Source organism: Arsenicicoccus dermatophilus (assembly GCF_046267915.1).
In the GTDB taxonomy this organism is placed as follows: Bacteria; Actinomycetota; Actinomycetes; order Actinomycetales; family Dermatophilaceae; genus Arsenicicoccus; species Arsenicicoccus dermatophilus_A.
Window position 1 is genome coordinate 683,101 of record NZ_CP176520.1, and the last position, 13,186, is coordinate 696,286.

Genomic DNA, 13,186 nt, shown 5'->3' on the forward strand with positions numbered 1-13,186 from the left:
CCGGTCGGTGCGGGCCTCGCCGCGTCCCGCCCGACGACGCGGCTCCCGGTCGCTAGGGTGGCCGCGTGAGCGTCGCCGTCATCATCGTAGCCGCCGGGAGCGGCACCCGTCTGGGAGCGGACCGGCCCAAGGCCCTCGTGCAGGTCGCCGGCCGCAGCATCCTCGAGCACAGCCTGCGCACCGCGCTGCGGACCACCGGGCTCGCCCAGGTCGTCGTGGTCGCACCGGCCGGCCACCTGGCAGAGGTGGGCGAGCTGGTCGAGCGGGTGCAGCCGTCGGTCGCGGTGACCGTGGTGGCGGGGGGTGCGGACCGGACCGCGAGCGTCGCCGCGGGGCTGGCCGCGCTGACCGAGGCGCCCGGGACGGCCGGTGACCTGGGGGACGACGACCTGGCAGGCGCCGACCCGGGCGAGCAGGTCGTCCTGGTCCACGACGCCGCCCGCTGCTTCACCCCCGTCGCGGTCCACGACCGGGTGGCGGCCGCGGTGCGGGACGGGTGGGTGGCCGTGGTCCCGGCCCTGCCCGTGGTCGACACCGTCAAGGTGGTGGACGAGCGGGGCGTGGTCACCGCGACCCCGGACCGCGCGAGCCTGCGGGCGGTGCAGACGCCGCAGGGCTTCCTGCGCACGGAGCTGGAGGCCGCCCACGCGAGCGGCACCTCCGCCACCGACGACGCCGCCCTCCTCGAGGCGCTCGGGCACCAGGTGCTCGTCGTCGAGGGCGACCCCGCGGCCCTCAAGGTCACGGTGCCGGCCGACCTGGAGCGGGCCGCCCGGTTCGCCATACCTGCCGGAGCGAGCGAGGGGGAGCCGCGATGAGCGCGCGTCCGGTCGTGCCGCGCGTGGGGATCGGCACCGACGTCCATGCGTATGCCGAGCCGGGCAGCGGGCGCCCGCTGTGGTTGGCCGGGCTGCTGTGGGAGGGCGAGGTCGGGCTCGAGGGGCACTCGGACGCCGACGTCGTCGCCCACGCCGCGTGCAACGCGATCTTCTCGGCGGCGGGGATGGGGGACCTGGGGCAGCACTTCGGCACCGGCCGCCCGCAGTGGGCCGGGGCCAGCGGCGTGGCCCTGCTGACCGAGGCCTGCCGGATCGTGCGCGACGCGGGCTGGGAGATCGGCAACGTCGCGGTCCAGGTGATCGGCCCGCGTCCCAAGGTCGGGCGACGCCGCGCGGAGGCGGAGGCGCTGCTGAGCGAGGTCGTCGGTGCGCCCGTGTCGCTGAGCGGGGCGACGAGCGACGGGCTCGGCTTCCCCGGGCGCGAGGAGGGCCTGGTCGGCATCGCGACGGCCCTGGTCCACCGGGCCTGAGGCCGGCTCCGGCGGGCGACGCCGCAGGCGCTGCCGATCTCGTCAGTGCTGGTCGCGGCCGGGGCGGCCGTGCCCGGCGATGATGGCGGCGCCCAGGTCGTCGACCCGACCGTCGCGCGTGCCCACCGGGACCAGCCGGAAGGACCGCTCGATGGTCGCAAGGATCGACGTGGTGTCGTGGACCGTGTGGTCCACGGTCGAGCGGTGCCTGGCCGCGGAGATGGCCAGCGCCGGGATGCGGGTGCCGGGGCCCCAGGCGTCGTGCACGCCGGGCGTCGGCGAGCCCGTGCCGGGAGGCGCCACGTGGTCCCACTGCGCGCCGAACTCGTCATACGTCACCAGGACCAGGGTGTCCTTGGCGGCGGGCCCGGTGGTGGCGGCCTTGACCAGGTTGACCAGGTGGTCCGAGCCGTCGTGCTCCGAGGCGTAGCCGGGGTGCTCGTTCTCCGCGCCGTACGGCTCGACGAAGGAGACCGTCGGCAGGGTGCCCGCCCTGGCCGCCGCGAAGAACTTCTTCTCGTCCTGCAGCCTGGCGCGGTCCTTGCCGCCGGGGGCGGTGTTCGCGAAGTACGCGAACGGCTGGTGGTGGAACTGGAACAACGGGCCGGGCTTGCCGGACACCGCGTCGTCCCAGCCGCCGGCATGGCCGGGTGCTCCTGGCATCGTGCCTCTGGGTGACCAGAGGTGCCCCAGAGAGTGACGAACGGTGGACGACGCCGAGGTGAACCCTGGATCACCGGCACACTGCAGGTATGACGATCTCTACGAACCGTCACCTGACGTCACGCCTGGTTCTCACGGCGGCTCTCGCCGTGACGGGGGCCGGCCTCGCGGGGTGCACCGTCGAGGACGCCGCCACCGGCCCGGATGCGGCCGCCGCGGCCCCGGCGGCCGCTGCGGCCCCGGCGGCCGCTGCGGTGGCGGCTGCTGCTCAGGTGGCTCCGGCCCGGACAGCCGCGGTTCCGGTGGCGACGACCCCTCTGGCGGTGGCGCCGGTCGCCGCCACCCGGGCCCATCCGCTGGCGGGGACCACGATCGTCGTCGATCCCGGGCACAACGGCGGCAACGCCGCCCACCCGCGCGCCCTCAACCGCAAGGTCTATGCCGGGAACGGGATCTGGAAGGCCTGCAACACCACCGGGACCCGCACCGTCCGCGGCTACCCCGAGCACGCCCAGGTGTGGGACGTCGCGACCCGGCTGGCCGCGGTGCTGCGGGCCCAGGGCGCCACCGTGGTCCTGACCCGGGCCGGCGACCGCGGCTTCGGCCCGTGCATCGACCAGCGCGCCGCCATCGGCAACCGGGCCCGCGCCACCCTCGTGGTCTCGATCCACGACGACGGCAACGGGTCCCGCAAGGCCCGCGGCTTCCACGTCATCCACTCGCCCCGGATGGCGGGTGGCGCCGTCGCCCAGCAGCGCTCGGCCCGGCTGGCGGTCGCCGTGCGGGACGCCTTCCAGCGGGGCACCGGCATGCCGCGCTCCACCTACCTCGGGCGGGGCACCGCCCTGACGCCGCGCACGGACATCGGGGGGCTGAACCTCTCGCGGGTGCCCGCCGTCATGGTCGAGGCGGGCAACATGCGGCACCCCACCGACGCCGCCCTCCTCGGCACCCCGGCCTTCCGGCAGCGGGAGGCGGTCGCGCTGGCCACCGGCATACGCCGCTATCTCGGGCGTTGACGCTCACCTCGCCCCGGTAGGATCCCCCGCGTGAGCCTCCACATCTTCGACAGCGCGACGCGCGAGCTGCGCGAGTTCCAGCCCCTGCACGAGGGGAAGGTCGGCATCTACATCTGCGGGCTCACCACCCAGGGCCTGCCGCACATCGGGCACGTGCGCTTCGCCGTCGCCTTCGACGTCCTGCGGCGGTGGCTGACCGCCGGGCACGGCTACGACGTCACCCTGATCCGCAACGTCACCGACATCGACGACAAGATCCTGCGCAAGTCCGCGGAGCACGACGCGCAGTGGTGGGCCTGGTCCTACGAGCACGAGCGGCAGACGGCCGAGGCGCTGGACCTGCTGGGCGTGCTGCCAGCGACCTACGAGCCGCGGGCCACCGGGCACATCCCCGAGATGGTCTCGCTCATGGACACCCTCGTGGAGCGCGGCCACGCCTACCCGGCCCCGGACGGCTCGGGCGACGTCTACTTCGACGTGCGGTCCTTCCCGGCGTACGGCGAGCTGACCCGGCAGTCCATCGACGACATGGAGGCGGCCGAGGACGCCGACCCGCGAGGCAAACGCGACCCCCGCGACTTCGCCCTGTGGAAGGGCGCGAAGGCCCAGGAGCCGGCCACCGCGCACTGGCCCTCGCCGTACGGCCCCGGGCGCCCCGGCTGGCACCTGGAGTGCTCGGCGATGGTCCGCAAGTACCTCGGCGACACCTTCGACATCCACGGCGGCGGCGTCGACCTGCGCTTCCCGCACCACGAGAACGAGCAGGCCCAGTCCCGCGCCGCCGGGCTCGGCTTCGCGCGCTACTGGATGCACAACGCCTGGGTGACCGTGCAGGGCGAGAAGATGTCCAAGTCCCTCGGCAACTCCCTGGTCGTCACCGAGATCGCCCGCCACAGCAGGCCGCTCGCGCTGCGCTACTACCTCGGGTCGGCGCACTACCGCTCGACCATCGAGTTCCACGAGGGCTCGCTGCGCGAGGCCGAGGCGGCGGTCGACCGGATCGAGGGCTTCCTGCGGCGCGCCGTAGAGCACGGCGGGCCGGAGACGGTGCCGGGTGTCGACTTCCCCGAGGCCTTCCGTACGGCGATGGACGACGACCTGGGCGTCTCCGGCGCCCTCGCCGTGATCCACGACACCGTGCGGGCCGGCAACACCGCCCTCGACGACGGCGGCCGAAGGCTCGCCCGCACCCTGGCCGGTCAGGTCATCGCCATGACCGACGTGCTCGGCGTCAACCCGCTCGACCCCCGCTGGGGGAGCACGGGCGGCGACGGCGACCCCGCTCGCGAGGCGCTGGACGCGCTCGTGCAGGCACAGCTGGAGCGGCGCGCGGCGGCGCGCAAGGAGCGCGACTTCGCCACGGCCGACGCCATCCGGGACGACCTGGCCGCGGCGGGCATCACCGTCGAGGACTCCCCGTCCGGTGCTCGCTGGAGCCTGGCCCACCCCACCCCCGGCAGCGAGGACTGACAGATGCCCGGCAACTCCCAGCGCCGAGGCGCCACCCGCAAGGGATCGTCCCGCAAGGGATCGGTCGTCGGCAGCGGCGGTCAGCGGCGGCGCGGCCTCGAGGGCAAGGGCCCCACGCCCAAGGCCGAGGACCGGCCCTACCACAAGGCCCACAAGGCCGCGAAGCGCGCCGCCAAGGCCGCCGACGGTCGGGTCCCCGGTGGCGCGGGCGGCGGTCGGGTCGCGGGTTCGCGCCCGGGCGGGGACCGGCGTCGGGCCCGCCAGTCCACCGAGATGGTCGCGGGCCGCAACTCCGTGCTCGAGGCGCTGCGCGCCGACATACCCGCCACGACGCTGTACGTCGCCAACCGGATCGACTCCGACGACCGGGTCCGCGAGGCGCTCAAGATCGCGACCGAGCGCGGGATCGCCCTGCTCGAGACCCCGCGCGGGGAGCTCGACCGGCTGACCGACGGCGCCGTCCACCAGGGCCTGGCGCTGCAGGTGCCGCCCTACGACTATGCCCATCCCGGCGAGCTGGTCGACCCGCAGACGCCGGGCATCCCGCTCGTCGTGGCGCTCGACGGCATCACCGACCCGCGCAACCTCGGGGCGATCATCCGCTCGGTCGGCGCCTTCGGCGGGCACGGGGTCGTTGTGCCCGAGCGGCGCAGCGCAGGCATGACCGCCGCGGCGTGGAAGACCAGCGCCGGCGCGGCCTCTCGCGTCCCTGTCGCCCAGGCCACCAACCTCACCCGCACGCTGCAGGAGTTCCGCAAGGACGGGTACTTCGTGATCGGGCTGGACATGGACGGCGACGTCGAGCTGCCCGACCTGGACCTGGCAGACCAGCCCCTCGTGGTCGTGGTCGGCTCCGAGGGCAAGGGCCTGTCGCGGCTCGTCGGGGAGCAGTGCGACCAGATCGTGTCGATCCCGATGGCGAGCGGCAACGAGTCGCTCAACGCCGGCATCGCGACGGGCGTGACGCTCTACGAGATCGCGCGCCAGCGGGGCACCGGCCGCCGCTCCTGACCTACCGCCGGTAGTCGGCTCTGCCGGGCTTCGTCGTCGCAGGCGGGTCCGACGACCGGCGGCGGTCGGATCCGCCTGGGCGACCAGAGGCGGCGGACCCGACCGCCCCCGGTAGGTCTGCGCGGCGCGGTCCGGTCGGCGCCGGGTTCAGTCCGCCCAGGCGACGACCGGCATCTCGACGGTGTCCACGCCGACGACGGTCTCCTCGCGCGGCTTGGTCGGCAGGATCCGCATGATGTAGTCCGCCATCGCCTGGCCGATCGGCACGTCGTGACCGTTGTGCTCGCTGAGGTACCACCGGTGCTCGAGGATCTCGTGGAACATCTCGGCGGGCTCCAGCTTGCCGCGCAGGTCGTCGGGGATGGCGCGCGTCACGGGCAGGTAGATGTCGTTGAGCCAGCGCGTCGCCGTGATCGCCTCGTCCTCGCCCTGCACGTCGGTGGCGGCGCGATAGGCGTCCAGGTCGTTGAGCAGGCGGCGGGCCTGGTTCTCCTCCACGTCCAGGCCGGTCAGGCGCAGCAGCCGGCGGGAGTGATGGCCGGCGTCGACGACCTTGGGCTGGATCCGCAGGGTCGTGCCGTCGATGTCGGTGGAGATCGCGAGCTCGTCGACGTCGAAACCGATCTCGTTGAGCCGCCGGATCCGCTCGTCGACCCGCCAGCGCTCGCCCACGGTGAAGGTCTCCGCCGCGGTCAGCTCCTGCCAGAGCGCGCGGTAGCGCTGCATGATCTGGTCGGACACCTCGACCGGGTCGTTGCCCTCGGGCAGGACGCCGCCCGCCTCCAGGTCCATCAGCTCGCCGGCGATGTTGATCCGGGCGATGTCCAGGTCGTGCTCGCGCTGGCCGTTGCTGAGCTCGTCGCGCAGCTCGCCGGTCTCGGCGTCCACGAGGTAGGCCGCGAAGGCGCCCGCGTCCCGGCGGAACAGCGCGTTGGACAAGGACACGTCGCCCCACCAGAAGCCTTGCAGGTGCAGCCGCACGAGCAGGACCGCGAGCGCGTCGATGAGGCGGGTGGCGGTGTCCGGGCGCAGCGACTGGCTGAACAGCGCCCGGAAGGGGAGCGAGAACTGCAGGTGGTGGGTGAGTAGGCAGGCGTCCAGAGGGGTGCCGTCCGCGGCGACCCGGCCGCCGACGACGCCATACGGCCGGACGGCGGGGATCTGCAGCCGGTTGAGGGCGCGAAGCATGTGGTACTCGCGCCAGGCGATGTCGTCCTTGATCTCCTTGATGGCGACCACCCCGGCGGGCACGCGCACGAACCGCACCGTGTGGCGGGAGATCCCGCGGGGGAGGGCGGCCAGGATCGACTCGGGCCACTCTTCCAGGGGGGTGGTCCAGGGCAGGTCGAGCAGGGCCGGGTCGGGACGGGCTGCGGTGATCTCGAGCGCCATCGGCCCATCGTCCCAGACGGCCGCGAGCAGAGCGGGGTATGACGACGGGAGCGCCCGCCGTGCCGCCCTGGTGGGCGGGCAGCGGCGGGCGCTCCCGTGCGGGGCTGCGGGTCAGTCGTTGAGCCGCAGACCGGTCTCGGCGTCGAACACGTGGACGTGCGCGGCCTTGGGCTTGAAGGCGACCTTCTCACCCTTCGTCGGGGGGCGACGGCCGTCGACGCGGGCGATGATCTGGCCGGAGCCGTGGGCGCCGTCGGTGCTGCCGTAGACGTAGGCGTCGGCGCCGAGCTCCTCGACCACGTCGATGGTGACCGGCAGGCCCTGGCCGTCGGGGGCGAGCTCGAGGTCCTCGGGGCGGACGCCCATGATGACCTTGCGGCCGGCCTCGTGCAGCGCGTCGCGGGGGACCGGGGTGACGTGGTCGCCGATGCGCACCCCGCCGTCGGTGACCGGGACCTCCATGATGTTCATCGCGGGGGAGCCGATGAAGCCGGCGACGAAGACGTTGTCGGGGTGGTCGTACATCCGGCGCGGGGAGTCGCACTGCTGCAGGACGCCGTCCTTGAGGACCGCGACCCGGTCGCCCATGGTCATGGCCTCGACCTGGTCGTGGGTGACGTAGACCGTGGTGACGCCCAGCCGGCGCTGCAGCGAGGCGATCTGGGTGCGGGTCTGCACCCGCAGCTTGGCGTCGAGGTTGGACAGCGGTTCGTCCATCAGGAAGACCTGCGGGCTGCGGACGATCGCGCGGCCCATGGCGACTCGTTGGCGCTGACCGCCGGAGAGGGCCTTGGGCTTGCGCTCGAGGTACTCCTCGAGGTCCAGGATCGCCGCGGCCTCCTCGACGCGGCGACGGATCTCGCCCTTGTCGACGCCGGCGATCTTGAGCGCGAAGCCCATGTTGTCGGCGACCGTCATGTGGGGATAGAGCGCGTAGTTCTGGAAGACCATGGCCACGTCACGGTCCTTGGGGGACAGGTGGGTGACGTCGCGGTCGCCGATCCAGATCTTGCCGCCGTTGACCTCCTCGAGGCCGGCGAGCATGCGCAGGGAGGTGGACTTGCCGCAGCCGGAGGGACCGACGAGCACGAGGAACTCCCCGTCCTCGATGTCGATGTTGAGCCGGTCCACCGAAGGCTTGTCGTTGCCGGGGTAGAGCCGCGTCGCGTCGTCGAAACGCACTGTTGCCATGGGGTTGCCTTTCCTTCACCGGCAGGAACGTGCCGGACGATCCGTCGTAAAGGGAGCGCGCCCCGGACGGGGCGCTGCGGCGGTGACGCCGGCCCGTGGGTCGGGCGTGCCGGGGACCAGGGCCGGCGGGTGAGCCGGCCGCCGAGCGGCCCGGCCAGGTCGACGTCGTTGTCGCTGCGTCGAGTATGCAACAGATGTCGGGAAGGTGCGGGCCGCACCGGGCCGCGGGTCGGATCAGGCGCGGGTATGCCGAGAACGTGCCTCGGCCAGGGCGAGCAGCACCTCGGCGGCGTCCTCGGGGGAGTCCACGCGGTGCCGCGCGGCGGTGTCTCCGGGGCCGACCTTGAGCGTCAGGTCGTCCGCGCGCCCGTCGGTCGCCATGGCGGTGAAGGCGCGCTCGTCGGTCACGTCGTCGCCGGCGTAGTAGACCGCGGTCGCCCCGCACCAGCGCGCGAGATCCCGGAGGGCCGAGCCCTTGTCGGCGTCCACGACGGACAGCTCGACCACGGCCTTGCCCGGCATGAGGTGGGCCTTGGAGTGCCCGGCGGCCATGGCCACGGTGGCGGCGGTGGCCGCGTCGGCGACCGGCTGGTCCACGCCCCGGGTGTGCAGCACCACGGCGGCGGGCTTGCGCTCGACGCGGGTGCCGGGGTGGGCCTCGACGATGGCGGTGAGCGCCTCGTCCAGGGCGGCCAGGGCGGCGGCCTGGGGCTCGGACAGCACGTGCCCGCCGCCCACCTCGGGGTCGGAGACCTGGGCGCCGTGCGAGCCGACGAGCACGATGCGCTCGTCCTCGTCGACGGTGCCCAGGCCGCTGAGGTGGCCGAGGGTGCCGAGGTCGCGTCCGGAGACGGCGGCGACGGCGGTGCCCGGCATACGGCTCAGCGCGCGCAGCGCCTCGACGGTCCCCGGCAGGGGCCGGGAGGTCGTCGGGTCGTCGACGAGGGGCGCGAGGACCCCGTCGAAGTCCGTCGCCACGAGGAGGTTCTCGGTGGCGGCGAGGGCGTCGACGGCAGCCCGCAGGTCGGCGTGCATCACGCCTCCTCGTCGCTCGCGATGGCCTCGTCCTCCTGGGCGTCCAGCTGACGCTGGTGCTCGAGGGCGTCGACGCGGCCCTCCCGCTCCTCGCGCTCCAGGGTCGCCGGTCGGGTGGCGCGCGCAGGGCGGCCCGGAGCGGCCTCGAGCTGCTCGAGGAAGCTGGCGGCCCAGTGCTGCACGTCGTTGCGGCGGACCCGGCGGCGCAGCGCCTTCATCCGGCGGGAGCGCTCGGCGGGGCTGGCGCCGATGGCGTCCATGATGGTGCGCTTCAGGCCGACCGTGTCGTGCGGGTTGACGAGGTAGGCCTCCTTGAGCTCCTCGGCGGCGCCGGTGAACTCGGACAGCACCAGGGCGCCGCCGCTGTCGTGGCGGCAGGAGACGTACTCCTTGGCGACGAGGTTCATCCCGTCGCGCAGCGGGGTGACGAGCATGATGTCGGCGGCGAGGTAGAGCGCGGCGAGCTCCTCGCGCGGGTGGGACTGGTGGAGGTACTCCATCGCGGGGGAGCCGATGTCGGAGTACTCGCCGTTGATCCGCCCGACCGCGCCCTCGACGTGCTCGCGCAGGTCGATGTAGGCGTCGATCCGCTCGCGCGAGGGGGTCGCGATCTGGACGAAGGTGGTGTCCGACCCGTCGAGGTGGCCGTCGCGCAGCAGCTCCTCGTAGGCCTTGAGCCGGTGCCGGATGCCCTTGGTGTAGTCGAGGCGGTCGATGCCGAGCAGCAGGACGCTCGGGTCGCCCAGGGACGCGCGGATCTCCTTGGCCCGGCGGCGGACCTCGGGTCGGCGCGCGAGCTCGTCCATCGACGTGAAGTCCACGGAGATCGGCACCGACGCGGCGCGGACGTCGTGCCCGCCGGTGGCCTTCCCGACGTGGACCACGTCGCCCTTGACCGTCATGCCGAGATGACGCCGGCAGGCGCGCAGGAAGTTCTCGGCGTCACCGGGCCGCTGGAAGCCGAGGAAGTCGGCGCCGAGCAGCCCCTCGAGGATCGCCGCCCGCCAGGGCAGCTGGCCGAAGAGCTCGACGGGCGGGAAGGGGATGTGGTCGAACCAGCCGATCCGCACGTCGGGGCGCAGCTGGCGCAGCAGGGCCGGCACGAGCTGCAGCTGGTAGTCGTGGACCCAGACCGTCGCGCCCTCGGCGGCGACGTCGGCGAGGGTCTGCGCGAAGCGCTCGTTGACCTCGCGGTAGAGCTGCCACCACTTGCGGTGGAACTGCGCCGGGACGATGACGTCGTGGTAGATGGGCCACAGGGTGTCGTTGCTGAACCCCTCGTAGTAGCCGGCGACCTCCTCCTCGGACAGGGGCACCGGGTGCAGCCGCATCCCGCCCTCGTCGAAGGGCTCCGGGGCCTCGCCGGCCTCACCGGCCCAGCCGACCCACACGCCGTGGCGCTCGGACATGACCGACTCCATCGCGGTCACGAGCCCGCCGGGGGAGCGGTGCCACTCGACGTTGCCGTCCGCGTCCACCACCCGGTCCACGGGCAGCCGGTTGGCGGCGATGACGAAGTCGAAACGCGGGGTGCTGTCAGCCATGTGAGGCCTCTCCTGTGAGCTCGGGCGTCCGTGGTGGCGTCCGGTTCATCCTAGGCACGGCCGGTATGCCGGGCCGGGGGCGGTGGGCCTTGGGTGATCCTGGCCGCGTGGGGGCGGTCGCCGTGCAGGCCGCGACCGACACCCTCGCCGACACCCCGCCGGCTGCGCGACCCACGCTGCCGTCGACACCTCGGCCGTCCCGCGGGGCGTGGCCTCTCCCCGTGCCCAGGCCCGGCCCCTACCGTGGTCACCATGAGCGAGTCGAGCACGCAGCCCGAGGGACCGCCGCGCGACGACGACACCATCGGGCCCTATCGCGTCGTGGGCACGCTGGGGGAGGGCGGCATGGGGGTCGTGCACCTCGGGCTGGACCGGGTGGGGCGGGCGGTCGCGATCAAGGTGCTGCGCGACCACGTCGCCGCCGACCCGCGGGCGCGGGCGCGGCTGGCGCGCGAGGTCGCCACCCTGGAGCGGGTGCGGCATCCGCGGGTGGCGCCGGTGCTGGACGCCGACCCCGACGGCGAACGCCCCTACGTCGTCACGAAGTACGTCCCCGGACCCCCGCTCGACGACTACGTCGAGGAGCGCGGGCCGCTGCGGGGCGACGAGCTGGTGAGCTTCGCAGGCGCCCTGGTGGAGGCGCTGGAGGCGATCCACGCGGCGGGGGTGATCCACCGCGACCTCAAGCCCGGCAACGTCCTCGTCGTGGACGGGGACCCGGTGGTCATCGACTTCGGGATCGCCCACGTCGCCGACGACGTGCGGCTCACCTCGACCGGGCTGGTGATGGGGACGCCCGGCTACCTGGCACCGGAGATCCTCGCCGGGGCGCCGGTGAGCGAGTCCACCGACTGGTGGGGGTGGGCGGCGACGCTGGCCTTCGCGGCGACGGGGCGCTCACCCTTCGGGTCCGGGCGGGTCGACGCGGTCCTCGACCGGGTGCGGCACGGGCGGCACGACCTGAGCAGCGTGGACGTGCGCCTGCAGCCCCTGCTCGCGGCGGCCCTCGCACCGGACCCCGCCGTGCGCCCCGCGGCCCGCACCGTCGTGGCGTCGCTGGAGCAGGTCGTGCGCGGCGACACCCCGCTGCTGGGGATCGGCACGTCCGGACGGACCGAGCTGCTGCCCCAGCACCTCGGGAGCAGGTATGCCGGCGACGGCGCCGCGGCCACCGTCTCCGTGGCCGGCCCCACCCTCCCGGTGGGCCCGCCGACCGAGCGCGTCCCGTCGCCCACGGCCACGCCGGACCGGTCGACTCCCGCGCCCGCGTCGTCCCCCTCGCAGACGACGGCACCGGGGGCCGGGGCCACCCCGCCGACCTCGGTGACGGGGTCGACGGCGGTGCAGCCGGCCTTCCCCGCGGCATACACCCCCGGGGCCGGTCGCCCGGCCGAGCCCACCCGCCCGGCCGCCGGCTCGGCGAACCCCCCTGCCGCCCGTCCCGACCCCGAGCAGCACGAGGTCGAGGAACGTCCGCTCTCCCCGGCCCGCACCTCCCAGCTCGCCGCGCTCGTGGCCACCCTCGCGGCCCTCGCCGCCGCCTGGCCCCTCGTCGCCCTCGCCGTCGCCCTCACCTGGTCCGTGCTCGCCCGCACCGTGGACCGTTCGGTCACCGCCACGGTGCTGCGCCGGCACGAGGCGGGCGGCGCTCGCGGCACGGACCTCGCGGTGGCGGTGGCGCGCGGCCCCTTCGACCTGGTCGCGGCGACGCTCACCACGCTCGTGACCGGGCTGCTGGGGCTGCTGGTCGTGGCCGCCACGGCGTTCGCCGCGACCCTGGTGCTCCACGTCGGGGGCGTCGGTGACACGGTGCCGACCGGGGCCGTCCCGCTCGCGGTGGGAGCGCTCGCGGGCAGCTGGACCGCCTGGTGGGGGCCGCGGGGGCTGGGGCTGCGGCGAGGGTCGCGTGCCGTGATGCGCACGCTGACGCCGGCCCGGCGCGCCGGGGACCTGGTGACCGGCGTGCTGGTGGCGCTGGCGGTTGCGCTGACGATCTGGACGGCGCTGCGCCACGGGGTGCCGACGTGGTGGCCGCTGCCGAGCGACCCGACGGTCGACGGGCCGGTGCCCTGGCAGCTCTGACGAGGGCTCCGGGTGGGCCTGCGGGTTGTCCCGGATGGGCGGACCTGCCGGGAATCAGGCGGATCACAGGCACGGCAGACGACTCTCAGGGTCGGGGGGCGGGGTTGCCCCAGGCAGGCGGAGATCCGTGCTCGGCGGCGGTCTCGGGTTTGAGGTGGGGCCGGAGCCCGTGCTTATCGTCGTACCGGTCGGTAGGACCCGCTGGTCCGGCCGCCCTCGCGAGGCACCCGCCTCGTCTCGGGGGACAGCACCTCTGTCCCAACAGCTAGACCTGGCGCGACCGTTCGCCGAGTAGCACCCGCGGTCGCCAGACGCCGTGACCACCCTGGTCCGGGCCGCAGGGTGCTGGTGGAGGACCCACCACCGGCCGTGCCGACGCGCACGGCCTCGGGGTGAAGCCGCCCAGCGGCCGGGCACCTGACAGGCCCGAACCCGACAGCTCACTTCACAGGCGATGTCAGGAAAGGACG

General features: G+C 74.3%; 11 protein-coding genes and 1 riboswitch. Of the genes, 6 read left to right on the top strand and 5 right to left on the bottom strand.

The genetic code is table 11. The features are described from left to right. Positions 1-65: 65 nt before the first annotated feature. Both ispD and ispF read left to right on the top strand, forming a co-directional pair. Positions 66-818 (top strand): 2-C-methyl-D-erythritol 4-phosphate cytidylyltransferase, encoded by a 753-nt coding sequence (gene ispD / locus ACK2IS_RS03590; RefSeq protein WP_409484793.1) that lies wholly within the window; start codon positions 66-68, stop codon positions 816-818. After that, positions 815-1,309, top strand: a complete 495-nt coding sequence (gene ispF / locus ACK2IS_RS03595; protein WP_409484794.1) for a 2-C-methyl-D-erythritol 2,4-cyclodiphosphate synthase — start codon at positions 815-817, stop codon at positions 1,307-1,309. Before ispD ends, ispF begins: the two co-directional genes overlap by 4 nt. A 42-nt stretch (positions 1,310-1,351) precedes the next feature. Here the strand turns inward: ispF and ACK2IS_RS03600 are convergent, their stop codons facing one another. After that, positions 1,352-1,972, bottom strand: a complete 621-nt coding sequence (locus ACK2IS_RS03600; protein WP_409484795.1) for an alkaline phosphatase family protein — start codon at positions 1,970-1,972, stop codon at positions 1,352-1,354. A gap of 89 nt (positions 1,973-2,061) precedes the next feature. On the opposite strand from ACK2IS_RS03600, the gene ACK2IS_RS03605 reads away from it, so the two are divergent. The 3 genes from ACK2IS_RS03605 to rlmB are packed head-to-tail and all read left to right on the top strand — an operon-like array spanning position 2,062 to position 5,472. After that, positions 2,062-2,991: an N-acetylmuramoyl-L-alanine amidase gene (locus tag ACK2IS_RS03605; protein WP_409484796.1), complete on the top strand. Its 930-nt coding sequence runs from the start codon at positions 2,062-2,064 to the stop codon at positions 2,989-2,991. 30 nt (positions 2,992-3,021) lie between these two features. Next, entirely contained in the window at positions 3,022-4,461 is a 1,440-nt protein-coding gene (gene cysS, locus ACK2IS_RS03610; protein ID WP_409484797.1) for a cysteine--tRNA ligase, read from the top strand. A 3-nt stretch (positions 4,462-4,464) separates the two neighbouring features. Then, complete coding sequence (gene rlmB, locus ACK2IS_RS03615; RefSeq protein WP_409484798.1) at positions 4,465-5,472, top strand: 23S rRNA (guanosine(2251)-2'-O)-methyltransferase RlmB; 1,008 nt, start codon at positions 4,465-4,467, stop codon at positions 5,470-5,472. Between the two features lie 147 nt (positions 5,473-5,619). Here the strand turns inward: rlmB and ACK2IS_RS03620 are convergent, their stop codons facing one another. The 4 genes from ACK2IS_RS03620 to ACK2IS_RS03635 form a co-directional block, all read right to left on the bottom strand. Beyond that, entirely contained in the window at positions 5,620-6,864 is a 1,245-nt protein-coding gene (locus ACK2IS_RS03620; protein WP_409484799.1) for a DUF4032 domain-containing protein, read from the bottom strand. Positions 6,865-6,975: 111 nt separating this feature from the next. After that, positions 6,976-8,055, bottom strand: coding sequence for an ABC transporter ATP-binding protein (locus tag ACK2IS_RS03625; RefSeq protein ID WP_409484800.1), 1,080 nt, complete (start codon positions 8,053-8,055; stop codon positions 6,976-6,978). Positions 8,056-8,289: 234 nt separating this feature from the next. Then, positions 8,290-9,090, bottom strand: coding sequence for a trehalose-phosphatase (otsB, locus tag ACK2IS_RS03630; protein WP_409484801.1), 801 nt, complete (start codon positions 9,088-9,090; stop codon positions 8,290-8,292). Further along, positions 9,090-10,634, bottom strand: coding sequence for a trehalose-6-phosphate synthase (locus tag ACK2IS_RS03635; protein WP_409484802.1), 1,545 nt, complete (start codon positions 10,632-10,634; stop codon positions 9,090-9,092). Before ACK2IS_RS03635 ends, otsB begins: the two co-directional genes overlap by 1 nt. A gap of 252 nt (positions 10,635-10,886) precedes the next feature. On the opposite strand from ACK2IS_RS03635, the gene ACK2IS_RS03640 reads away from it, so the two are divergent. Continuing rightward, on the top strand, positions 10,887-12,716 hold the full coding sequence (locus tag ACK2IS_RS03640) for a protein kinase domain-containing protein (RefSeq protein ID WP_409484803.1): 1,830 nt from the start codon (positions 10,887-10,889) through the stop codon (positions 12,714-12,716). A gap of 323 nt (positions 12,717-13,039) precedes the next feature. Further along, positions 13,040-13,184, top strand: a riboswitch (cyclic di-AMP (ydaO/yuaA leader). Positions 13,185-13,186: the final 2 nt, after the last annotated feature.

Bases quoted from the DNA above. Each gene is read 5' to 3' on its own strand.
- ACK2IS_RS03605 (WP_409484796.1), top strand. From the start codon at position 2,062: ATGACGATCTCTACGAACCGTCACCTGACGTCACGCCTGGTTCTCACG.
- ispF (WP_409484794.1), top strand. From the start codon at position 815: ATGAGCGCGCGTCCGGTCGTGCCGCGCGTGGGGATCGGCACCGACGTC.
- ACK2IS_RS03640 (WP_409484803.1), top strand. From the start codon at position 10,887: ATGAGCGAGTCGAGCACGCAGCCCGAGGGACCGCCGCGCGACGACGAC.
- ACK2IS_RS03600 (WP_409484795.1), bottom strand. From the start codon at position 1,972: ATGCCAGGAGCACCCGGCCATGCCGGCGGCTGGGACGACGCGGTGTCC.
- otsB (WP_409484801.1), bottom strand. From the start codon at position 9,090: ATGCACGCCGACCTGCGGGCTGCCGTCGACGCCCTCGCCGCCACCGAG.
- rlmB (WP_409484798.1), top strand. From the start codon at position 4,465: ATGCCCGGCAACTCCCAGCGCCGAGGCGCCACCCGCAAGGGATCGTCC.
- ACK2IS_RS03635 (WP_409484802.1), bottom strand. From the start codon at position 10,634: ATGGCTGACAGCACCCCGCGTTTCGACTTCGTCATCGCCGCCAACCGG.
- ACK2IS_RS03625 (WP_409484800.1), bottom strand. From the start codon at position 8,055: ATGGCAACAGTGCGTTTCGACGACGCGACGCGGCTCTACCCCGGCAAC.
- ACK2IS_RS03620 (WP_409484799.1), bottom strand. From the start codon at position 6,864: ATGGCGCTCGAGATCACCGCAGCCCGTCCCGACCCGGCCCTGCTCGAC.